23 protein-coding genes are annotated in these 22,959 nt (G+C 42.5%); 11 read left to right on the top strand and 12 right to left on the bottom strand.

Annotated elements, in window-relative coordinates; translation table 11 throughout:
* Positions 1-323: 323 nt before the first annotated feature.
* The 3 genes from gltX to GVO60_RS04660 form a co-directional block, all read right to left on the bottom strand.
* Complete coding sequence (gene gltX / locus GVO60_RS04670; protein WP_159651470.1) at positions 324-1,751, bottom strand: glutamate--tRNA ligase; 1,428 nt, start codon at positions 1,749-1,751, stop codon at positions 324-326.
* 120 nt (positions 1,752-1,871) lie between these two features.
* A complete protein-coding gene (locus tag GVO60_RS04665) occupies positions 1,872-2,513 on the bottom strand; it encodes a DUF2057 family protein (RefSeq protein ID WP_159651469.1) in 642 nt (213 codons plus the stop codon).
* A gap of 67 nt (positions 2,514-2,580) precedes the next feature.
* Positions 2,581-3,663 carry a porin gene (locus GVO60_RS04660; protein ID WP_159651468.1) on the bottom strand — a complete coding sequence of 361 codons (1,083 nt, stop codon included), beginning with the start codon at positions 3,661-3,663 and terminating at the stop codon, positions 2,581-2,583.
* Between the two features lie 484 nt (positions 3,664-4,147).
* Between GVO60_RS04660 and GVO60_RS04655 the strand changes: the two genes are divergently transcribed.
* Positions 4,148-6,847 (top strand): copper-translocating P-type ATPase, encoded by a 2,700-nt coding sequence (locus tag GVO60_RS04655; RefSeq protein ID WP_159651467.1) that lies wholly within the window; start codon positions 4,148-4,150, stop codon positions 6,845-6,847.
* Positions 6,848-6,855: 8 nt separating this feature from the next.
* Positions 6,856-7,299 (top strand): DUF411 domain-containing protein, encoded by a 444-nt coding sequence (locus GVO60_RS04650; RefSeq protein ID WP_159651466.1) that lies wholly within the window; start codon positions 6,856-6,858, stop codon positions 7,297-7,299.
* 53 nt (positions 7,300-7,352) lie between these two features.
* Here GVO60_RS04650 and GVO60_RS04645 read toward each other — a convergent pair whose 3' ends face one another.
* The 4 genes from GVO60_RS04645 to htpG form a co-directional block, all read right to left on the bottom strand.
* Positions 7,353-8,048, bottom strand: a complete 696-nt coding sequence (locus tag GVO60_RS04645; RefSeq protein ID WP_159651465.1) for an oligogalacturonate-specific porin KdgM family protein — start codon at positions 8,046-8,048, stop codon at positions 7,353-7,355.
* A gap of 454 nt (positions 8,049-8,502) precedes the next feature.
* On the bottom strand, positions 8,503-9,459 hold the full coding sequence (hemH, locus tag GVO60_RS04640) for a ferrochelatase (RefSeq protein WP_159651464.1): 957 nt from the start codon (positions 9,457-9,459) through the stop codon (positions 8,503-8,505).
* Between the two features lie 129 nt (positions 9,460-9,588).
* Complete coding sequence (gene adk / locus GVO60_RS04635; protein ID WP_159651463.1) at positions 9,589-10,233, bottom strand: adenylate kinase; 645 nt, start codon at positions 10,231-10,233, stop codon at positions 9,589-9,591.
* Positions 10,234-10,548: 315 nt separating this feature from the next.
* Complete coding sequence (gene htpG, locus GVO60_RS04630) at positions 10,549-12,453, bottom strand: molecular chaperone HtpG (RefSeq protein ID WP_159651462.1); 1,905 nt, start codon at positions 12,451-12,453, stop codon at positions 10,549-10,551.
* 260 nt (positions 12,454-12,713) lie between these two features.
* On the opposite strand from htpG, the gene GVO60_RS04625 reads away from it, so the two are divergent.
* From GVO60_RS04625 to GVO60_RS04610, 4 genes are read left to right on the top strand one after another with little or no spacing between them, the layout of a single operon-like run.
* Complete coding sequence (locus GVO60_RS04625; RefSeq protein ID WP_159651461.1) at positions 12,714-13,577, top strand: winged helix-turn-helix domain-containing protein; 864 nt, start codon at positions 12,714-12,716, stop codon at positions 13,575-13,577.
* Between the two features lie 11 nt (positions 13,578-13,588).
* Positions 13,589-14,113 carry a regulatory protein ToxS gene (locus GVO60_RS04620; protein ID WP_159651460.1) on the top strand — a complete coding sequence of 175 codons (525 nt, stop codon included), beginning with the start codon at positions 13,589-13,591 and terminating at the stop codon, positions 14,111-14,113.
* A 39-nt stretch (positions 14,114-14,152) separates the two neighbouring features.
* On the top strand, positions 14,153-14,908 hold the full coding sequence (locus tag GVO60_RS04615) for a sulfite exporter TauE/SafE family protein (protein ID WP_159651459.1): 756 nt from the start codon (positions 14,153-14,155) through the stop codon (positions 14,906-14,908).
* 13 nt (positions 14,909-14,921) lie between these two features.
* Entirely contained in the window at positions 14,922-15,200 is a 279-nt protein-coding gene (locus tag GVO60_RS04610; protein ID WP_159651458.1) for an Rdx family protein, read from the top strand.
* A gap of 63 nt (positions 15,201-15,263) precedes the next feature.
* Here GVO60_RS04610 and yfcE read toward each other — a convergent pair whose 3' ends face one another.
* The 5 genes from yfcE to GVO60_RS04585 are packed head-to-tail and all read right to left on the bottom strand — an operon-like array spanning position 15,264 to position 18,127.
* Positions 15,264-15,812 (bottom strand): phosphodiesterase, encoded by a 549-nt coding sequence (gene yfcE, locus GVO60_RS04605; protein WP_159651457.1) that lies wholly within the window; start codon positions 15,810-15,812, stop codon positions 15,264-15,266.
* Positions 15,813-15,851: 39 nt separating this feature from the next.
* Positions 15,852-16,265: a CBS domain-containing protein gene (locus GVO60_RS04600; RefSeq protein WP_159651456.1), complete on the bottom strand. Its 414-nt coding sequence runs from the start codon at positions 16,263-16,265 to the stop codon at positions 15,852-15,854.
* The gene (locus GVO60_RS04595) at positions 16,262-16,612 is read right to left on the bottom strand and encodes a P-II family nitrogen regulator (protein ID WP_159651455.1); all 351 of its coding nucleotides are present in this window, start codon (positions 16,610-16,612) and stop codon (positions 16,262-16,264) included. The genes GVO60_RS04600 and GVO60_RS04595 overlap by 4 nt, the downstream gene beginning before the upstream one ends.
* The gene (locus GVO60_RS04590) at positions 16,602-17,396 is read right to left on the bottom strand and encodes a DUF1538 domain-containing protein (protein ID WP_159651454.1); all 795 of its coding nucleotides are present in this window, start codon (positions 17,394-17,396) and stop codon (positions 16,602-16,604) included. Before GVO60_RS04590 ends, GVO60_RS04595 begins: the two co-directional genes overlap by 11 nt.
* The gene (locus GVO60_RS04585) at positions 17,393-18,127 is read right to left on the bottom strand and encodes a DUF1538 domain-containing protein (RefSeq protein ID WP_159651453.1); all 735 of its coding nucleotides are present in this window, start codon (positions 18,125-18,127) and stop codon (positions 17,393-17,395) included. Before GVO60_RS04585 ends, GVO60_RS04590 begins: the two co-directional genes overlap by 4 nt.
* A 228-nt stretch (positions 18,128-18,355) precedes the next feature.
* Here GVO60_RS04585 and GVO60_RS04580 point away from each other — a divergent pair, with 228 nt between their 5' ends.
* The 5 genes from GVO60_RS04580 to GVO60_RS04555 all read left to right on the top strand — a co-directional run bounded on the left by GVO60_RS04580 (position 18,356) and on the right by GVO60_RS04555 (position 22,821).
* Entirely contained in the window at positions 18,356-19,270 is a 915-nt protein-coding gene (locus GVO60_RS04580) for a TIGR01777 family oxidoreductase (protein ID WP_159651452.1), read from the top strand.
* A gap of 43 nt (positions 19,271-19,313) precedes the next feature.
* A complete protein-coding gene (locus GVO60_RS04575) occupies positions 19,314-20,141 on the top strand; it encodes an SDR family oxidoreductase (RefSeq protein ID WP_159651451.1) in 828 nt (275 codons plus the stop codon).
* 294 nt (positions 20,142-20,435) lie between these two features.
* The gene (locus GVO60_RS04565) at positions 20,436-21,290 is read left to right on the top strand and encodes a co-chaperone YbbN (protein WP_159651450.1); all 855 of its coding nucleotides are present in this window, start codon (positions 20,436-20,438) and stop codon (positions 21,288-21,290) included.
* 140 nt (positions 21,291-21,430) lie between these two features.
* On the top strand, positions 21,431-22,354 hold the full coding sequence (locus tag GVO60_RS04560) for an SPFH domain-containing protein (protein ID WP_159651449.1): 924 nt from the start codon (positions 21,431-21,433) through the stop codon (positions 22,352-22,354).
* An 8-nt stretch (positions 22,355-22,362) separates the two neighbouring features.
* Positions 22,363-22,821 (top strand): NfeD family protein, encoded by a 459-nt coding sequence (locus GVO60_RS04555; RefSeq protein WP_159651448.1) that lies wholly within the window; start codon positions 22,363-22,365, stop codon positions 22,819-22,821.
* The last annotated feature ends 138 nt before the right edge of the window (positions 22,822-22,959 follow it).

The following is a 22,959-nucleotide window of genomic DNA, read 5'->3' as shown; positions in this document are numbered from 1 at the left end:
CTGACGAAGGGCACTATAAACAGTTTGTGTTGATAAGAAAGAGAAGAAATGTCAGGGTCTGGTTAGCGTAAAATCAGAGTAATTTCAGTCGTTCTTGTGACCCCTTTATTCATAAGGCTTCTAGAGAGATGTGAATTTATATGAACCAAATCAAATAATTAGTGTCAACATTACTGGATCTCACTTATGAGACAGATATTTGTAATCCAATTCCGGCCAGATAATCAACATTCTTTAGAGCTGTAACGCTTTAATTCGTAAAACTCAGGTATAAAAAAAACCGCAGTACAATGACTGCGGTTTGTAATAGGGTCTTTAGGTGGTTAAGCGTTCGCTTCTCGCTCTGCGATGAACTCAAGTGCCATCTTAATGCGTGCAACACAGCGCTCTTTACCAATCAGTTCCATTACCGCATCTACAGAAGGTGACTGACCGCCGCCTGTTACTGCAACGCGTAGTGGCATACCGATTTTACCCATACCGATCTCTAGCTCTTCACATACTGCTGCGATAACACCATCTTTGATGCTCGCTGTCGTCCACTCAGTCAGTGCTTCTGCTTTAGCTAGAGCAAGTTCTAGAGGCTCTTTAGCAACGCCACGTAGGTGTTTCTTCGCCGCGCCAGCTTCAAACTCAGAGAAATCTTCGTAGAAGTAACGGATTTGCTCTGCTAGCTCAACCAGCGTGTTGCAACGCTCACCAACAAGCTTGATCACTTCAGTAATCGCAGGGCCGTTTGTTACGTCTAGTTTTTGCTGTTCTAGGTGCCATTGTAGGTGCTCAGCAACATACTCAGGCTCTGAAGTTTTAATGTAGTGGTTGTTCAACCATTGCAATTTGTCAGTATTGAATGCAGACGCTGACTTAGATACTGCGTTTAGGCTAAATAGGTTGATCATCTCTTCTTGAGTGAAGATCTCTTGGTCACCATGAGACCAACCAAGACGTACCAAGTAGTTATTTAGTGCTGCCGGTAGGTAACCCATATCGCGGTACTGCATTACAGATACTGCGCCGTGACGCTTAGACAGTTTCGCACCGTCATCACCTAGAATCATTGCACAGTGCGCAAATGTTGGTACTGGCGCGCCCAGTGCTTCGTAGATGTTGATCTGACGAGGTGTGTTATTGATGTGATCTTCACCGCGCACTACGTGAGTGATGCCCATATCCCAGTCGTCAACCACTACACAGAAGTTGTACGTTGGAGAACCATCAGTACGACGGATGATCAAGTCATCCATTTGAGTGTTGCTGATTTCGATACGGCCGCGGATTTGATCATCAAATACTACGCTGCCTTCTTTCGGGTTACGGAAACGGATAACACATGGATCGCCATCTTTTGCCGCTTCGTTTGCCGCTTTAATTTTTGGATGTTCAGCATCGTAGCGAGGCATTTCTTTATTCGCTTCTTGCTCTGCACGAACTTCGTCTAGCAGCTCTTTGGAAGCGTAACACTTGTATGCTTTGTCTTCTGCTAGAAGCTTATCAACCATTTCATTGTAACGATCAAAACGTTGAGTTTGGTAGTAAGGACCTTCGTTCCACTCAAGACCTAACCATTTCATCCCTTCTAAAATCGCATCTACCGCTTCCTGAGAGTTACGCTCAAGATCAGTATCTTCGATACGTAGAACGAATTCACCAGCTTGGTTTTTAGCAAAAAGCCAAGAATAAAGTGCAGTACGTGCACCACCAACGTGTAGGTAGCCAGTTGGGCTAGGAGCAAAACGAGTTTTAACCGTCATGTAAAATACCTTGATTGTCTAAATGACCGCACAATTCCTTTTAAACAAAGAATGGTGCCAAAATTGCGCGTTATTTTAGCACCGATGTGCAAATCTACAATCAATCATCAACATTCTTTGTTAATCATTAATGTGTTTTACAGCCCAAGAGATAAACTCTTGACGTTGTTGAGGCGACATAGACAAGAAATCCGTTTGAAGTGTGCTTGTCGACGCAAATTCTGCAGTACTCACTTTAGGGGTTGATGGCTTTGCCACGGCCGCTTTCATGTTAACAGCATGAGTTTGAATCGCAGCTTTACCCCCAGCTTGATTGTAGCCAGCTAACATCTCGTCATAATCTTTTATCAACGCGAAAGTTTGATCAAAAATTACGTCTGTAGTGACATCAACGGCTTGACCATTACGAGTGACTTTTACGCTAGGTTGTTTTTCGAAGTTACGCACGCCGCGTTCATCGCGAATCGCAAATGGCGTTTCAAACTTCAGTGTTTCATCATTGGCACTAAACTTCACCACGATAGGCAGCGAATTAAACTTGCTTTTGCCACCATTGCCATCAACAAGCGCGGTGACTCTTAGCAGCAGTTGGTTTTCGCCATTAGCAATTTTCAAATCCCCTTTTCCACGGTTAGGGAGCTGATTAATATTCTGATTAACCGCCAAAATCTCAACACGCTTATCAGTTTGAATCGTTACTTGTGCATTTGCCAAGCTGCTCATCAACGCCATCAACACAACAGCCAAACTTTTCTTTATCATTATTTATCTCCCCTAGCAGAAACGGAAAAAGGCGGACAATAATGTCCGCCGAAACTTAATCAAATTATTAGAATGTCCACTCTGTACCGATACGGATCATAAGATCGTCGTACTCTTTACCTTGTAGATCTGCAGTTGTAGAACCTTCACGGTATGTACCACTATGCTGCGCGATACGCACAAATGTGTATACAGAATTCATTGAGTAACCCACTTCACCCGTTACCGTCGTGAAATCAAGTTCTTTATCAGACTTGTTATCAGTATCACCCGTTTGGTTTGCGTAGCCTAAACGGAAGTTGAAATCACCCATGAAGTAGTTAGTTTGCAAAGAGAACGCATTGATATCACGCTCTTCATAAGCGCCACCTTTCTCTTCAGCTTCAAATCCAGCCGTTTTGTATGCACCTGCAACATTCCAGTTATCCATTAGATTAAATTGGAAGCCACCAAAGTAAGCACTTGTATCGCCTAATAGGCCTGCATCAAACTCAGTTTCGTTTGCAGCTTCAAACGCTGCATGCAATGTTAGTCGATCAATTGGAGTAACAGAAACAGAACCACCGATAAACATTGAGTCAGCAGAATTTGAACTGCCGTTACCACCAGCTAGACTAAACTTCACCATATCACCAAACATTGGAGAGTCGTAACGTCCCATTTGGCTCTTACGGTCAAAGTTAAAGCGCTCACCTGCTCTCCAACCACGGTCAAATGTTGTACCCATGTTCGAAGCTGAGTATGGCCAATCCACCAATTCATACATTGGCGTTAGCATACGACCAAAGCGAACTGAACCCCAGTCGTCACCACGGAAACCGACGAAAGTATCACGGTTACCAAGCTTAGCACCGTCATCAAGTACCCAGCCCGATTCAATTTGCATGAACGCTTCAATGTTGTCATTCATCGTTTTTGCAGCGCGGAAGCCCACTCGAGATTCGTTCTCTAGAACCATTCCGTCTCCATCGACTTCTTCACCGCCATCAAATTTCTTAGCGTTGTAGTCCACTGCTGAGATAGAAACAACACCGTAAACCTCTACGTTTGCATCATTTGGATCACCAATCATGTATGCATGTGCAGTACCAGCGGCCATGGTAGTTGCTGCAATCACTGCGCCTAGTAGAGTCTTTTTGAAATGAGACATAAGAATTAACCCCTATATATTAGAATTTTATTTTCCTTGTCCCCTGCTCATCGCACTAAACGCTTGATTTTGCAGGGGGACTATTTATGGACAGGGGCATGTTGACAAACTTTTTTCGCGACAAGAAATCAGACCAAAAAATGTCTGATCTGGTTCAAAATCAAAAAATAAAAACAAACATAAAACCAATAAAAACAACAATTTAAATAAAAATATAACTACTGAAAAATTGTCAATTTAGGTTTTCAGCTCTAATTACGACTAACTCGGCGTCAGTTCTGCTAGCACGATCACTTATTATTTTTGTCGTTTTACGGAACTTTAGAAAATCGGCAAGATAACTTTGAAATCACTCGCAATTAAAAACGCCAACATTCAGCTCTATCGATTCATTTTGACGTTTTTAATTTCCACACTGAATGCTTGACCTTCACCTTGAGGTAAGGTTTATTCTCCTCAATAGTGTTATTTTCGAGGTGAAATTATGATCAAGTTTGATATACCTCTTGCAGGTTTGAACTGTATGGGTTGTGCGAGGAAAGTTGAAACGGCTTTAATTGAGCAACATCAAGCCATTATTCATGACCTATCACCGACTTATGTATCATTTGAAAGCGCCAGCACCTTTCATGACATAGAAAAATCCATATCATCACTCGGGTATCAAGCTGGGCATCAGCATCACTTTTTCTTATCTGGGCTAAATTGTGGTAAATGCGTATCAAAACTGACAAAAGTATTAGAGAACAATGCACTCATTGGTCAGTTTTCTGCATCAAAAACAGAGCTCCTCGTTTCAACCCTTTTATCTGAAGAGCAAGTAAAATCAATCATTCTAGATTTAGGCTATACAGCAAGCGCTAAGCCACTTGAAACATCTCAATCCATCAGAAGCGAATTAGAAGTAAAAAAAACATCCACCAATTCAAAACCCGTCGACGATCGTGGGGTAGCCACTCACATGCTCATCTCTGGAATGACATGTGCCAGCTGCGTAGCCTCTATTGAACAGGCGCTGCTGCTAGTTCCTCAGGTCAATAAAGTGCAAATTAGCCTGGCTGAACAAAGTGCACTCATCATATCTTCAGAAAGTAACCCAATTTCCGGCGAAGCTTTGATAGCAGCGGTAAAAGAAGCTGGTTATGTTGCTGAAATCATTGACGATCCAGAAACCCAACAGCAGAAACAAAACGAGCTACTTATTCACAACCAACGACATTTTAAAAGAAGTGCGTGGGCAGGTATGTTAATTGGTGGTCCACTCATGCTTTGGGGAATTGCGGGTGGAAATATGATGATTCATTCGTCACAAGACCAGCTGGCTTGGGGGATCGTTGGAATTATCTGCCTAATACTGCTCGCAACATCTGGCCGCTCATTTTTTGTCAACGCTTGGCAAGCACTTACTCACAAGCGTGCGACTATGGATACACTGGTTGCCTTGGGCACTGGCTCTGCATGGCTTTTCTCTATGTTAGTGGTCACTTTTCCACAGTGGTTTCCAGCAGAATCAAGACATGTTTACTTTGAAGCGAGTGCAATGATTGTCGGTCTGATCTCCCTAGGCCACTATATCGAAGCGCGAGCAAAAGCAAAAACAACGCGATCTTTGCAAGCACTAATTAATCTTCAACCCAATGGTGCTATTCAAGTTACAGATCAGGGTGACCAGCCGATTGAAATCAAAGCTATCACGTTGGGTATGCATCTACGAATTAAACCGGGAGAAAAAGCCCCTGTCGATGGCAACGTGTTATCAGGTGATTCATATATTGATGAATCTATGCTAACTGGAGAAGCCATTCCTGTGTTTAAAAAGCATGGAGATCATGTTTCTGCTGGTACGTTAAATCAAGATGGTAGCCTAATTATTGAAGCGACTGGAGTTGGCAGCAACACGATGCTTTCACGCATCATCTCCATGGTAAAAGAAGCGCAAAGCAGCAAACCCGCTATTGCTAAACTGGCTGATCAGATATCTTCAGTCTTCGTCCCCGTCGTTGTTGCTATTGCGATCTTATCTGGGTTGGTTTGGTTCATATTCGGCCCAGAGCCTAAAGCAAGCTACACGCTAATAGTAACCACAACAGTACTAATTATTGCCTGTCCGTGCGCTCTTGGGTTAGCAACACCACTCTCAGTAACCGTTGGGGTTGGCAAAGCCGCTGAATTAGGCATTCTTATTAGAGACGCAGAGGTGCTTCAGTCTGCAAGTAAAATTAATACCGTTGTGTTTGATAAGACAGGCACATTAACTCAAGGAAAACCAAGAATTCAGATGTTCTTCCCTGTTAATGTTAGTAAGCACCAACTGTTAGCATTGGCCGCCGGTGTAGAGCAACATTCAGAGCACCCCTTAGCCAAAGCCATCGTTCAGCACGCTAATAAGGAAGGCGTCCATTTAGCCAAGATAGATAACTTTGAAAATCAAAGAGGCAAAGGCGTTAGTGGGCTGTACCAGAATAAAACAATATCAGTGGTTTCTTTGCAAGTAGCAGAAGAAAACCAATGGGATCTCTCACAACTGAATAACTCCATTATTCAATGCCAAGAGAAAGCGTGGACACCAATAATTGTCGCATTGGACAACCAACCAATTGGTTTATTGGCAATCTCTGACCCAATAAAACCTGACGCATTCCAAGCAATTGCAAACTTACAAAAAGTAAATATCACTCCTGTTATGCTAACGGGTGATAACCACTATGTCGCAAACGCAATCGCAAAACAGCTAGGAATTGAGCAAATAATTTCTCAAGTTTTACCTGATGAGAAAGCCAAACACATCGCTGATTTACAATTACGGGGGCAACGGGTAGCTATGGTTGGGGATGGCGTGAATGATGCTCCTGCTCTGGCACTGGCTGATGTCGGTATCGCCATGGCAAGTGGTAGTGACGTAGCAATTGAAAGTGCCCAAATGACGTTACTCAACTCATCGCCATTAGCTGTTGTCAACGCAATAGAGCTATCAAAAGCCACCGTTAAGAATATGAAACAGAATCTATTTGGCGCATTTATCTATAACTCGTTAGGCATACCTATTGCCGCTGGCGTTCTATATCCTGCCTTCGGTTTCATGTTAAACCCTGTGGTTGCAGGTGCAGCAATGGCGTTATCTTCTATTACTGTCGTGAGCAATGCGAATCGACTGCGACTATTTAAAACATCATCTCGTCCTTAGAGGTATCTATGAAAATTAAACTATTAACTCTGACTACTTTCGCTCTGTTATCTGGTCATGCGGCTGCAAGCGAGGTTTTAAATCACAAATCCCCTTATTGTGGCTGCTGTACAGAGTGGACTAAACATATGCAAGATTCCGGCTTCAAAGTTGAGGAAAAGTTGCATGAGAATATGAACCCAATCAAACAAAAGCTCGGAGTAACGCCGGAACTGGCCTCATGCCACACTGCGGAGATTAATGGTTATGTATTTGAAGGACATATACCCGCTGACGATATTAAAGCTTTCTTAGACAACCCACCGAAAAACGCAAAAGGTCTTGCTGTTCCGGGTATGCCAATGGGCTCGCCAGGTATGGAATATGGAGATAAAAAAGATGACTACTCCGTCTACGCGTTCAATGAGAAGGGTCAGGTCTTTGAATATCGCCACTACGAAGGCAACCAATAATAAAGAAGCCCAGCAAACGCTGGGCTTTTCATTAGGACAGTAGTTTATAGGACTTAGAAGCCGTAAGAAGCACCGAATACGAATGCGTTGTTTTCATTGTCTGCTTGATTACGGTACTCAAAGTAAGGTTGTACGCCTTGACGAGTCCATGTTGCACGAAGCTCGTGATCCATTACCGATGCATCAATCATGTACACGTTATTGTAGCTTAGAGCTAACTCTTCATTTACTGTGTAAGCAACGCGGTTATCCATACGGAAATCTGTATCATTATCAGCATCTGTTGCATCAATATGAGCACGAGTACGGTTGCTAATAGATAGACCATTGTCGAAGTTGTAACCAACTTTCACAAGTGGACGGTACTGAACACTTTCACCTTCAGAGATTAGGTGTTGGTAACCCGCAGCCACCCAAAGGTTGTCAGTGATGTTGTAAGATTGCTCACCACCAATCGTAACGTATGTGCTTGAAGAACTACCATTCGTATATACTGGCTTATCTGCTGTACCGATATTTTCACGCTCAGTCGTTAAATCACCCAACTGAATACCATCAAACTCAGTGTAAACCGTTAGACCACCGATTTGGTTATCAAACGTATGACCAGCTTCTAGCGTTGATGTTACATCTGAACCGTGTAAATCGTCTGAGTGAAACTGAACGTTACCTGTTACGTAAGAAGAACCCGCAAATGCAGTTGAAGCGAAAGCAAGAGAAAGTGCGCTCAGAGTAAATAGTTTTTTCATTATAATCTGCCTTAATTCAAAAATAGCCGCGGCTCTTATCAGGTAATTCTTCACCTATGACCGCAAAGAAGGTTTGCCTCCCTGGCTTGGCATTCATAATGTCGGATTTAATTCACGATCAAAAATAAATCAAAATTTTGTGCGAGCTACTTCACAGTGAAAATTAGAAAAGTTATTTATCACCTGTAAAACAACAAGTTACAAAAACAACAAAAAAGATAAAAACTTAACTAGTGATCTTGTTCAAAGTAATAGAACAACAACCGCTAAAGTATGATGCTAGGATCACGCACATTTTAGCTTTCTATTCATTTTCGAGAAGAATAATCAGATCTAGGTCACTCTATTATCAACACAATCCATTGGTTTTTAACGCTTTAAATTACATTTGACAGCGACAAGAAGTACACATAAAAAAGGCTACTTCACAGTAGCCTTCCCTATGAGCCAAGAATTAACTCTTTATCAGATGTGCCATCATTTCAATGTGCAAATCATCATCGTTTAGGCAAGGTATGTAGGAAAAGCTCGCCCCACCATGCTCTTCAAAAATTTCGCAGCACTGCTCAGAGATTTCTTCTAATGTTTCCAAACAATCTGAAGAAAAAGCAGGCGCCATAATATCGAGCTTTTTAATTCCCTTTCCTGGCAGAGCTTCTAACGTCTTATCTGTATAGGGTTTTAACCACTCTTCACGACCAAAACGAGATTGGTAAGTCATGCCAATTTGTTCTTTTGTCAGTCCAAGCTCTTGACCAAGTAATTCAGTGGTACGTTCACAATGCTTCGGATAAACATCCCCATTATCAGCAAGACGCTGAGGAATGCCATGGTACGAACACAGCAGGTAATCTCCCCTACCTTTCTCTTCCCATGAGCGTCTAACACTGCTCGCAAGCGCTTTTATATAAAGAGGGTGCTCGTGGTAATCACGAATAAACTTGAAACTCGGCATAACTGGGATATTTTTAAATGCTTTCGTCAAGCCATCAGAAACTGCCGCTGTCGTTGTACTCGAATATTGAGGATACAAGGGCAAAACGATCACTTCCTCAACACCTTTTTCCAGCAAAGCTTCAACACCAGTTTGTAAACTTGGTTTTCCGTAAGTCATACCAAGTTCAACTGGCATATCTAACAAGTCTCGTAACTTACGAGCCTGACGCTGAGAGTAAACCATTAGAGGTGAGCCATCTTCCATCCATACCGTTTGGTACAGCTTTGCGACTTTAGGTGCGCGGATCGGTAGAATTACGCCGTGCAAAATCGGGCACCATAGCCAACGCGTCATGTCCACAACACGATGATCATGTAAAAACTGACTTAAAAAACGTTTTACTGCAGGGGCAGTGGCTTCATCCGGTGTACCTAGATTCACCAGTAGTACACCTTGTTTATTATTAATTTGCATAGCTTCCTTCGACACCAAATAATTTTATACGTAAGGAAGATCGTTATAGATCAACCAATAAGCACAAAAAAAGCGACTCGTTTGAGTCGCTTCTACTATAACAAATTTTCAAAAATCGCGGTGAGCGATTTAAGCTAATGCTTTCTCGATATCTGCACTAACTTCAGAAACTTGCTTAGTACCATCAAACTTAAGGTACTTAGTGTTACCAGCTTCTGCTTCTTTACCGTAGTATGAAATTAGCGGTGCAGTTTGATCGTGGTAAACACCTAGACGCGCACGAACAGTCTCTTCTTTGTCGTCATCACGAACAACAAGGTCTTCACCTGTTACGTCATCTTTGCCTTCAACCTTTGGTGGGTTGTACACAACGTGGTAAGTACGACCAGATGCTAGGTGAGCACGACGACCCGCCATACGCTCAACGATAACATCGTCAGCTACATCAAATTCGATAACGTAATCTACGTCAACACCCATCTCTTTTAGGCCGTCAGCCTGAGGGATTGTGCGTGGGAAACCATCAAGTAGGAAGCCTTTTTCGCAGTCATCTTGAGCAATGCGCTCTTTGATTAGACCAAGGATGATTTCATCAGAAACTAGTTGACCAGCATCGATTACAGCTTTTGCTTGTTTACCAAGCTCTGTACCTGCTTTGATAGCAGCACGTAGCATGTCACCAGTAGAGATTTGCGGAACACCGTATTTTTCCATGATGAAATTTGCTTGTGTGCCTTTACCTGCACCTGGAGCACCTAGAAGAATGATGCGCATGTTGAATCCTCTTAAGATAATGATGATTTATACCGAAGCTCACTATGTCTAGGCCTTAGTAGACCTGATTTTAGCTCACGGTAAGTTTCGGTATAACTATTACAGTTAACAATAAAACAGGCGTGCACATTACACGCCTGTTCACTTCGTTTCAAGATTGCATTCTATCATACAATAAAGTTTGTCAGTGCGTATTAAGACTAAAGAATGCTTAAACACTCACAGTTAGTCGTAATTTATTCGACTTTTATTCACGATAAGTGCAAATAAATCAAAAAGCCCGCAAAGTGCGAGCTTTTTGATACATTTTAGCTATTAGCCCTTAGTCAAAAGCGTGTTCATTGCGCCTAAGAATTGTGATGGGTCTTCCATTGAACCACGCTCTGCAAGCATCGCTTGGCCAAGAAGCACTTCAACCCAACGACCAAATGCTTGTTCATCAGCTTCGTCGGCCATTCGCTTAACAAGCTCGTGCTCTGGGTTAATTTCAAAGATGTATTTCACTTCAGGAGCCGCTTGACCTGCAGCTTCTAAAAGTTTCGCCATCTGTGTGCCCATTTCAAAATCATCAGTCACAACAACCGCAGGCGTTGTCGCCAGCTTGAAGGTCGTACGTACCTCTTTAACGCGATCACCAAGGTAATCTTTGGTACGCTCTACAACAGACTTAAACTCTTCTTCAGTTTCTTTCTGCTTCTCTTTTTCCGCTTCATCTTCAAACTTGCTTAAATCTAAGCCAGCTTTCGTGATTGACTGGAACTGTTTACCATCGAATTCAGTTAAGTAGTTCATCAACCATTCATCGATACGGTCAAACATCAGAACAACTTCAATGCCTTTTGCTTTGAACTGCTCTAAGTGAGGGCTGTTTTTAGCCGCTGCGTAACTGTCTGCTGTCAGGTAGTAGATCTTATCTTGACCTTCTTTCATACGCTCAACATAAGACGCCAAGCCAACAGTTTGATCCGCAGAGTCTACTTCGGTAGAAGCGAAGCGAAGAAGTGCAGCCACTTTTTCTTTGTTTGCCATATCTTCTGCAGGGCCCTCTTTTAACACAAGGCCAAACTCTTTCCAGAACGATAGGTATTTTTCATCATCATTCTTCGCCATGCGCTCAAGCATAGTTAGTACGCGCTTAGTACACGCGTTACGTAGCGATTGAGTCACTTTGTTATCTTGAAGAATTTCACGAGAAACGTTTAGCGGCAGATCATTAGAGTCTATTAGACCTCGAACAAAACGCAGGTATGATGGCATGAACTGCTCAGCATCATCCATGATAAAGACACGTTGAACATAAAGCTTTAAGCCAGATTTATGATCACGGTTCATCATATCCCAAGGCGCTTTTGCAGGAATATACAACAAGCTCGTGTAATCGTTCTTACCTTCTACACGGTTGTGGCTCCATACCAGTGGATCGGCAAAATCGTGCGATACGTGTTTGTAGAACTCTTGATACTCTTCTTCTGAAATATCTGATTTATTGCGCGTCCAAAGTGCTTGAGCCTTGTTGATTTGCTCCCACTTTTTCTCACCTGTTTCTTTACCTTCTTCATCACGTTCTACCGTTTGAATCGAAACAGGAATGCCAATGTGATCAGAGTACTTGCTGATCACTTCACGTAGACGCCACTCGTTAAGGAATTCTTTACCTTCTTCGCGCATGTGCAGCACGATATCAGTACCACGGCTTTCTTTTGTGATGTCTTCAATCGTGTACTCACCTTCACCAGCAGAGTGCCATTGCACCGCTTGAGAAGCAGACAAACCCGCAGCACGAGTTCGAACCGTTACTGCATCAGCAACGATAAAGGCAGAGTAAAAGCCCACACCAAATTGACCGATAAGTTGAGAATCTTTTGATTGGTCTTCTGAAAGTTTAGAGAAGAAATCTGCAGTTCCTGATTTTGCGATCGTCCCAAGATGCTCGATCACATCATCACGGCTCATACCGATACCGTTATCAGAAAGTGTTAGGGTGTTCATCGCTTCATCAAAAGATAACTTAACACCAAGCTCAGCATCACCTTGGTATAAATCTGGATTTGAAAGCGCTTGAAAACGCAGTTTGTCTGATGCATCTGATGCGTTGGAAATCAACTCACGAAGGAAAATCTCTTTATTCGAGTATAGTGAGTGAATCATCAGATGAAGTAGTTGTTTTACTTCAGATTGAAAACCACGAGTTTCTTTATTTTGCGTTACTGTATCGCTCATGTTCGCTCCATTGCACCTATTTTGTTCAAGCCTATAGCGGTAAAACAAGGCCATAACTAAGATAATCTGCAAATTAACATGAGGGTGACAAATGTAAATTCAAGGTCAAAACAGATAAAAACAGTGTTTTTTAGTCTCATTTTTGACTATTCTTGTTCCCCGAAAAAGTCAAAAAAGCTAAAATCGCGGCGCAACTCGCTGACAACATGTACGCAAATCGTGCACTCAATCCTAAAACTTCTAAATAATGGCCGAAATTGATGAGCAATATAGGTACTAAGTTCAATCTCGCAGATAGATTCACTTTTGATCCTAACACTAACTCTCTTATCGATAGAGAATGTGAGGACGAACTGATCCGTCTAGGCAGTAATGAAAGCCGTATTCTTCTTCTATTGTGTGAAAAACCGAGCGAAGTCGTATCACGCAATGAACTGCATGATTTTGTCTGGCGTAAACAAGGATTTGAAGTGGATGATTCAAGCTTAACACAAGCTATCTCAACACTTCGCAAGTTGCTTAAAGATTCAACCAAGTCACCGCAATTCGTTAAAACAGTGCCAAAGCGCGGTTATCAACTAATTTGTACAGTTGAACGTACAACGCCGCTGATGAGTGGTGAAAATGATGTCGAAGAGCCTTCCGATGAGTCTATTGAAGTCATCGCTCATGTGGAAAGTAACCAAGATACTCCCCAGCCACCAGCAGCAGAAGAGCTTGCGACACGCAATGAAAACGCTCCGGCTCCTGTTACAGCACCAAACAACAATAAACTTATCTCTCGATTGCTAATACTCGCGGCCATATTGCTGCCTTTGTGCGTGGTACTCTTTACTAACCCAGCAGAGTCGAAATTCCGTCAAGTAGCCGTCTACGCAGACACACCAATCAAAACACCAATAAACCATCCTGATCTATCGACTTGGTATTCTTCGATTGAGCAATGTGTGAAGAAATACAATGAAACACATCAAGGTGAACTTGCCCCTGTCGAAGTGATTGCAACCGGCGGTCAAAACAATCAATTGATTTTAAATTACATCCACTCTTTAAATCATTCTGGTGAAAATATTACGTTACGTATTTTTTCTGAGCAGAAAGATCTAAGTACGGTTTGCCAATAGGAATTATGACGATGAATCAAAAACTAGCCGCAGGTCTACTGGTTGTATCGGCACTATTTAGTAGTTGGTTGTACTGGGGAAGCGATCTAAAAGTCGAACAGGTTCTGACTTCAAAAGAGTGGCAATCCAAAATGGTGACTGTCATTGCTGAGCCTCTTCAGGAAGAGTCTGTTGGCCCACTGCGCCGAGCCGATATAATCTCTAACGTGAAGTATTTACCGAATAAATCTTATATTCGAGTATCAACAGTACGTTTATTTGCAGAAGATCATGACCGTGAAGAAGATGATGTTGTCATTAATATCTCTGAAACGGGCGATTGGGATATCAGTGACAACTACTTACTCGTCTCACCACTGGAGTTTAAAGATATCTCTTCGGCTCAGAGCAAAGAGTTTACGACTGCGCAATTAGACCTCATTACTCAATTGTTCAAAATGGATGCTCAACAAAGCCGACGCATCGATATTGTTAACAACAAAACATTACTGCTAACCAGCTTAAGTCATGGTTCAACGGTCTTGTTTTCAAACTAAAGAAGAATAAAGGGGCATGATGCCCCTTTTACACATCAAATGGATTGGATACATTCTCTTGGCCTATTGGTAGGCTCCCTTACTGCAAATACATTGGCTTCACTTTCAGGTGGAGGTGCAGGGCTGTTGCAGTTTCCTCTATTAATTTTCTTTGGTTTACCTTTCTCCGTTGCTCTTGCAACACATAAAGTTGCTAGCGTAGCGCTTGGTTTAGGCGCAGCAATCACTCATATCAAGCAGAAAAGTTTTAGTTATCGAGTAGCCGTCTATCTAGTAGTAATCGGCTGCATCGGGGTCATCATCGGGGCTAATATTGTCCTGCTCATTCCTGAAGAGTGGGCTGAGAGAATGCTCGGTGTCATGATACTCGCAATTGGCCTATATTCTCGATTCAAGAAACAACTCGGACAAACAGAACATCCTCAAAACCGAGATATCAAAGGTTATACTATTGGTGGGGTTGGACTCGTACTTCTCGGTATCATTAACGGATCGTTGACCGCAGGTTCTGGGCTACTCGTTACCATGTTTCTTATTCGTTGGTTCGGTTACAACTATAAACAGGCCGTTGCTCTAACTTTATTATGTGTTGGGTTATTTTGGAATGGTATTGGTGGTGTCGCCATCGTCCAAGCTGGCGCTCCTATTTACTGGCCTTGGTTGCCAATCTTGTTATTAGGTTCCTTTCTAGGAGGCAGTTTAGGTGCTTACCTAACAACAAAATATAGTAACAATGTAATTAAAACCTGTTTTGAAATTCTCACCTTTGCGGTCGGAGTCAAGCTGTTGTTTTAAGTCGTGAGGATATATGGAAAAAGCCGTTATTGATATTTATTACTGTCGTCAATGCAATTGGATGTTGCGTTCAGCTTGGCTTTCGCAAGAATTATTACAGACTTTTAGTGAAGAGATAAACACAGTATCCCTCCATCCGGATACTGGAGGGAGGTTCGAAGTCATCTGCAACGGTGAATTAATTTGGGAACGAAAACGAGATGGAGGCTTCCCTGAGGCAAAAGTTCTAAAACAGAAAGTACGTGATGTTATTGATCCTGATAGAGACTTAGGCCACTCAGACCACAAGTAGCCTTTTCATTCTGAGAGTATCAGCAAGGCCAACCTTTATGTTGGCCTGAATGAGATTCAACAGCTAGCTAATCTTTGTAGAGGCTATTATATCGCCCTCAAAAGTGATCACTTTTAACTCATGACCTTCGAGTAAACCGTAACTTGCAACATAACCATCTCGTGGAAATGTCACCGAGCCAGGGTTAAAAATAAACTGCTCGCCATTCAACTCAGCCACTGGAATATGAGAATGCCCATGAGCAATCACATCTCTCGCTTTTAACGCTGGACGCTTGTTTGCGTTGTACAAATGGCCATGCGTCAGAAAGATTCGCTGACCTGACTCTAACAGTACCCACGAGTAATCCATCATCATAGGGAAAGAGAGCAGCATTTGGTCGACTTCACTATCACAGTTCCCTCGAACAGCAATAATACGATCAGCGTACTGATTCAAACTCTCCGCAACCGCCGGAGGATTATAATGTTCTGGCACTGGGTTTCTTGGCCCGTGATTCAATACATCACCCAAGAGCACTAAAGTATCAGCTCCGGACTGGTCGAATTTAGCCAACGTTTTCTCCGTCGCAGACAAGCAACCATGCAAGTCTGAGGCAAAAAATAATTTCACGACGTCTCTCCTCAAATTTCTTGAGGATATTGTACGTAATTAGAGATTCTCCGTCATCCGAGCCATACCATTTATAACAATGTTATTGTAACTCACCATTCCTATCACTTTCCCGCCATCCACTACTGGAGCTCTACTTATACCAAATCGCTCAAACAAGCGAGCGCAGTACTTCACGTTCATATCAGGGGAGACCGTCAGGGCGGGTTTAGTCATGATCTCATAAATATTGGTTCGATCTGAAGAGCGATTTTTAGCCAACACTTTTTTTGCGATGTCATTCATCAACACTAAGCCATACTCGTCGTCTTCACTTCTCTTGTTCACAACCAAGGCTTTTACTCTATGCTCTCTTGCCAGTTCAATCCCTTCCGTCACCGTCGTTAAACCATCAATCATCACATAAGTGTTGGCCATCACATCTCGTACACGTATTTTTTCATGGCTACTCATAACTCGTCCTCTACCACTTTCGTTAACTTCTCAACCTGATGCGCAACACCGACAGCATCTTCAACATCAATCTGCACAGCAATCCCCTGCCCAGACTCTTGGTCAAACTCACCAACATCACTGATCGTTTCTAATATATGTCGAGATAAGTGCTCCTCAACAACAAACAACACCACGTCTTTTTGTACTTCCAACGTCAATCCAAAAAAGGTTCGTTTTTTATTTAGACCTTCACCTCTAGCATGATTAATCACGGTCGCCCCTGTAGCACCTGCATTTCGCGCGGCATCCAAGACACGATCCGTCTTACTATCTTCAACAAATGCTATTATCAGTTTAAAGCGCATTTTCGCTGTCCTCCGTCGTTGATCTTCGATTTAGCCAACGAGTAATTTGGGCATAAGCCATTACTGAGATAATTGGAAAGAGACTGGCAAACGCAATTAAGCCAAAGCCGTCAATCATAGGGTTTCGACCGGGCACTGTAGACGCAAGCCCCAACCCTAAAGCTGCGACGAGTGGCACGGTTACCGTTGATGTGGTGACGCCGCCGGAGTCATACGCTAATGGCACGATCATTTTGGGCGCATAAAATGTTTGAATAACCACTATCACGTAACCAACGATGATGTAATAGTGAATCGGATCTCCCACCACAATTCGATAACTACCTAATGAGATACCTATTGCTACGCCAAGTGCAACTGCGATACGTAACCCGTTAACACTTATAGACCCGCCCGAAACTTGATTGGCTTTCATCGCAACGGCAATTAACGAGGGTTCAGCGACGGTCGTACTAAAACCGATACAAAAAGCAAAACAGTAAACCCAATAATAATCTTTCCAGCTGTCCAACGAGCTCGTTGATATTCGAAATTGTTGCAGGAATTCAGGTGCAGTAAGTTGCACCGCCATGGTTTCCCCCAGCGGGAACAAAGCCATCTCTAATCCAATCAAAAATAACGATAACCCTAAAATCACGTACATAAATCCAAGGATGACTTTAGGTAAATTAGTCACCGGCTTACGAAGGACCGCAAATTGGAAACCAAAGATAATGGTGACGATAGGCAGTACATCACTCACAGTGCCAATAAAAGTATCGCTAAAATGAGACCACTCAATCATGCAATCACCATCCCGTATATCATGACAAACATCATGGGTAATAAAGATGCAAAAGCGATCAATCCGAAACCATCAATCATCGGATTGCGGCCTTTAATCGCAGAAGCCAACCCAACTCCAAGTGCTGTAACTAGAGGTACTGTAATCGTCGATGTTGTCACCCCTCCGGAGTCATAGGCAACGCCGATAATACTGTCAGGGGCAAACACAGTAAGTACAACTACGCCAATGTAACCACCAATGATCATGTATTGAATCGACCAACCTTTTAGTATCCGCAGTACACCGAGCATAATGGCAAAACCCACCGAAAGAGCGACGGTATACCTTAAGCCATTCGCATACTCTTCCATTGATTCAGCGCTATGCTCAATCATTCCACCTTCAGCCGCCACTTCCGCCGCTTCATCAGCGACAGCTGTTAATGCGGGTTCAGCTACGGTAGTACCAAAGCCAAGGCAAAATGCGAAAACCATCAACCAGAATAGACTTCCCTTTCTCGCAAAGGCCTGCGCCATTGATTCACCAATAGGGAAAAGCCCCATTTCTAAACCGAAGATAAACAGTGTTAAGCCGGATACCACCAGCAATAGACCAAAAACGATCGATAATAAATTAGGCAAAGGCTCTTGCAGAACCACCAGTTGGAAAAATGCAATCACTACGATGATGGGCATCAAATCCCTTAAACTTCCCAAAAACGCTTTCACTAGCGCGGTAATTGCTTCCATGTCTCACCTTTGGTGCTATCTAATTAATATATATTGGCAAATAGAATGCTTATATGATGTGACACGTATTGCGCACCTACCAACAAAAGTAACAAAATGTAAATTTTGTGATAATCATGCGCTTTAATGAATCGATGATCCGAATTGCCACTAACTCGCTATAATTATTAGCATTACCCTAATAATAGAACGCGTTTTGGGATCCAAACGTAAGGAGAGGAGAGATAAATGAAAATACTGCTCACTGGAGGCACGGGCTTCATTGGTCGAGAACTACTGAAGTACTTCACCACTCACGATGTTGTTTTACTTACCCGCTCTCCGCAGCAAGCCAAATCCTTGGTTTACTATGCTGATATGGGAAATGTCTCTTACATCTCTGATTTAGAGCAGTTTCATGATCTCAATGAATTTGATGCCGTCATAAACTTAGCTGGCGAACCTATCGCGGATAAGCGCTGGAGCAAAAAACAAAAACAAGAAATCTGCGATAGCCGCTGGAAATTGACCGAAAAGATCGTTGACTTAATTCATGCTAGTACTTCTCCCCCTTCCGTGTTTATTAGTGGATCTGCTGTTGGCTACTATGGTGATCAACAAGAACACCCGTTTGATGAGGCCCTCCACGTTCATCACGAAAGCTTCCCTCATCATGTTTGCTCTAAATGGGAAAACATCGCCAACCGCGCGAGATCAGAATCAACACGAGTATGCATACTTAGAACGGGGATCGTTCTCGCGCCAGAAGGTGGCGCTCTAAGTAAAATGTTACTGCCCTATAAATGTGGTTTGGGCGGCCCCATCGGAAGTGGCAAGCAGTACATGCCGTGGATTCATATGCTTGATATGGTTCGGGCTATTGTTTATTTACTCGAAACAGAACATGCCAACGGTGAATTCAACTTGTGCGCGCCTCACCCCGTGACTAACAAACACTTCAGTCAGACATTAGCCAAATCACTCAGTCGTCCGCATCTATTGTTTACCCCTAAATGGGCACTCAAATTAGCTATGGGAGAAAGCTCAATTTTATTATTTGACAGTATTCGAGCCAAACCTAAAAAGTTAACAGAATTGGGTTTTCGTTTTAGTTACTCCCGCCTAGAACCCGCGCTAAAAAACTTATTACAACATCATGAATAATCTTTTACTCTATTCTAAAATCAAAAGGATAGAGTAAACGTCCATGACCAAATCAATTTTAATCACTGGGTGCTCAACAGGAATTGGGTATGTGAGTGCTCATACGTTAAAACAAAAAGGTTACCAAGTCATCGCTTCATGCCGTAAAGCACAAGATGTAGAAAAGCTAACGAGCGAAGGATTAACTTGTATTCAACTCGATCTGGCAGATCCAGAAAGCATCGACGAAGCGGTAAAGAAAACGTTAATTTTGACTAACGGAAAGCTCGACGCGCTATTTAATAATGGGGCTTACGGTCAGCCAGGCGCCTTAGAAGACCTCCCAACACACGCCCTAAGAGTACAGTTTGAAGCCAACTTCTTTGGTTGGCATCAACTAACCACAGCACTGTTACCAACAATGATTCAGCAAGGATCAGGGCGAATTATACAAAACAGCTCTGTTTTAGGTTTCGCAGCGATGAAATATCGAGGTGCCTATAATGCGTCAAAGTTTGCATTAGAAGGTTGGACAGACACTTTGAGACTGGAGCTTATTGGAACCGGTGTCAATATTAGCCTAATAGAACCTGGTCCTATTGAAACGCAATTTAGAGCGAATGCGAAAGAAGCATTCTTGAAATGGATCCCACTTAAAAACAGCCGACATCACCTCGAGTACCAACAACAATTGCAAAGACTCGAAAATGAATCGTCCAATAATGCCTTCGTGTTACCACCAGAATCTTGTATCGCCCCTTTACTCCATGCGCTCGAATCAAAAACACCCAAGATTCGCTATCGAGTGACAACGCCTACAAAAGTATTCTCAGTACTAAAACGACTTCTACCAACTCGCATACTTGATAAAATTTTACGACGAGCCGCATAAAAATAATGTTTAATCATGTAATTTTACCGTAACAATTGACGAGTATATTAGTTTTTGAAGCAACTCACTTCACTAAATTTTAAGCGTCACATTCGGTAAAAAAACATGACATTAAACCAGCTCAACTGGATTGGTGTGGGTGTTGCGCTAACTTTGTTTATCGTTTTATAAACACCTTCACTCACTAAAACACCGCTTTAAAAGCGGTGTTTTAGTATCTACTCTCCTCGACTTGATATCTGCCCTAGCTGCCCATATGTTTGATATATCTAAATTGTTGCAAGGAATCACCAAATGCAATCTCCGTTTATTGTCGAATTGAACGAACAGAATTTCCGTCAAGTGCTCGAAGGCTCAATGCAAACACCGGTACTCATCCACTTTTGGGCACCCATGAGTCAAGAGAGTGCGCAGATTATTCCTGACTTGCAAAATTTAGCTCAGCAGTACAATGGTGCATTTACTCTCGCGCTTCTTAACTGCGAACAAGAGCAAGCCATAGCGTCACAATTCGGCGTACAAGCTCTACCTACGATTGCTCTATTTGTAAATGGACAGCCAGTTGATGGCTTAGGTGGACCTCAAGAATTACACGCAATTCAAGCTATGCTAGACAAACACTTGCCGAGCCAAGATGAACAAAACTTAGCCAAAGCAGCAGAGTTTATTCAACAAGGGATGCATGCTCAAGCGTTACCATTGCTACAAGGATTACCAGAAGACAAACAAGCAAAAGGTGATGTCAAACTCGCTTTAGCTGACTGCTATTTGGAAACTCAAGCATTTGACCAAGCAAAAGCATTACTCAACCACATTCCGCTCGAGTACCAAGACAACTACTTTAAAGGCTTAGTTGCTAAACTTGAGCTCCATGAACAATCAGCTAATAGCCCTGAGATTCAGTCTTTAGAAGCTTCATTACAAAACAATCCATCTGATGCAAAAATTGCAGCAGAGTTAGCGTTAAGCTATCACCAAGTCAATCGTGATGAAGAAGCTTTAGAGCTCCTATGGGGATTCCTCAAATCTGATCTCAATATTCTTGATGGTGAACTGAAGAAACACTTTATGGATATTCTATCCGCACTTGGTCAAGGCCACGCTGTCGCTGGGAAGTACCGTCGACAACTTTACTCACTGCTTTATTAGACTCTTCTAAATCAAATACTTAAAGCCGGTTAATCCGGCTTTAATACTGCCAAATCTTAGCTTCAGTTCTCATTTATCTCATTGTCTCTTGTGCTTAAATAAGCAACAATCGACATAGAGTTTTATAAAAGGAACAAAATATGGCTATTGATTCTCTGATTACTATTGGCATCTTTCTAATTGTCGCCATTGCCCTGATCGTTGCTGCTGTCAAAACAGTACCGCAAGGCAACCACTGGACGGTAGAACGCTTTGGGCGCTATACCTTAACTCTTAAACCCGGACTAAATATCATCATCCCTTTCATCGATGGAATCGGTCACAAGGTCAATATGATGGAGCGTGTCCTAGACATTCCAGCTCAAGAAGTCATCTCAAAAGACAACGCAAATGTAACCATTGATGCTGTCTGTTTTGTTCAAGTGGTTGATGCGCCTAAAGCAGCTTATGAAGTCAACGATCTTGAACATGCGATTCGTAACTTAACTCTTACCAATATCCGTACCGTACTTGGCTCAATGGAACTGGACGAAATGCTAAGTCAACGCGATATGATCAACAGCCGCTTGCTCACTATCGTCGACGAAGCAACTAACCCTTGGGGTGTAAAAGTAACCCGTATCGAAATTAAAGATGTTCAACCACCCGCTGATCTTACAGCTGCAATGAATGCTCAAATGAAAGCAGAGCGTAACAAACGTGCGGATATTCTTGAGGCAGAGGGGGTTCGTCAGGCGGAGATTCTGAAAGCAGAAGGCCACAAGCAGTCAGAAATATTGAAAGCAGAAGGTGACAAGCAAGCCGCTATACTTCAAGCAGAAGCCCGAGAGCGTGCGGCAGAAGCTGAAGCACGAGCAACCACTATGGTTTCGGATGCAATTTCTAAGGGTGATATGCAAGCGGTGAATTACTTTATCGCTCAAGGCTATACCGACGCGTTAAAAACAATTGGCCAAGCAGAAAATGGTAAAATCATCATGTTACCACTTGAAGCATCCGGTCTAATGGGCTCTGTCGCAGGTATTGCTGAAATGTTTAAACATCAAACTCCGCAGGATAAGTAGAGGTTCATTTGTTTGAATTACTAGATTCAATCAACCAATGGCACTGGTTAGCGTTTGGTCTAGCACTACTCGCATTTGAGTTGTTAGGCACTGCTGGTTATTTCCTATGGTTAGGTTTATCTGCTCTTCTCATAGGATTGCTTCTCACTTTTATTCCTATGAGTTGGCAATTACAGTGGGTAGCATTTGGTGCCTTCTCACTCATTACAACTTGGTTGTGGTGGCGACGTCAATTTAGCAAAGATAAGCAAAGTGATGCCGAGCGAAACCTTAACCAAAAGGAGAAACAACTGATTGGCGAAACCCTAACACTAGAAGAGGATTTTCCGGCAGGAAAAGGTCGCATAAAAGTTGGAGATACAACCTGGACAGCTCGTTCAGAGGTAGCAATCAGCGCAGGAAAACAGGTTAAGATCATCCATGTAGATGGAATTATTCTTACTATAGAAGAAATAATTTCGTACTAAGACCTGAGTTTATGAGTAAAAACGGAGCGAACGCTCCGTTTTTTAATGCCTTTACTTTAGGAGTGAAGAAGTTACAAAGAATATGTTAGAAAATAAGTATCTAAAAAAGGGACTATTTCAAGAATATTAGTTATATAG

This window comes from Vibrio atypicus (assembly GCF_009811315.1).
In the GTDB taxonomy this organism is placed as follows: domain Bacteria; phylum Pseudomonadota; class Gammaproteobacteria; order Enterobacterales; family Vibrionaceae; genus Vibrio; species Vibrio atypicus.
Note: the sequence above shows the minus strand (reverse complement) of the source record. Positions and strands in the feature narration are given on the sequence as shown.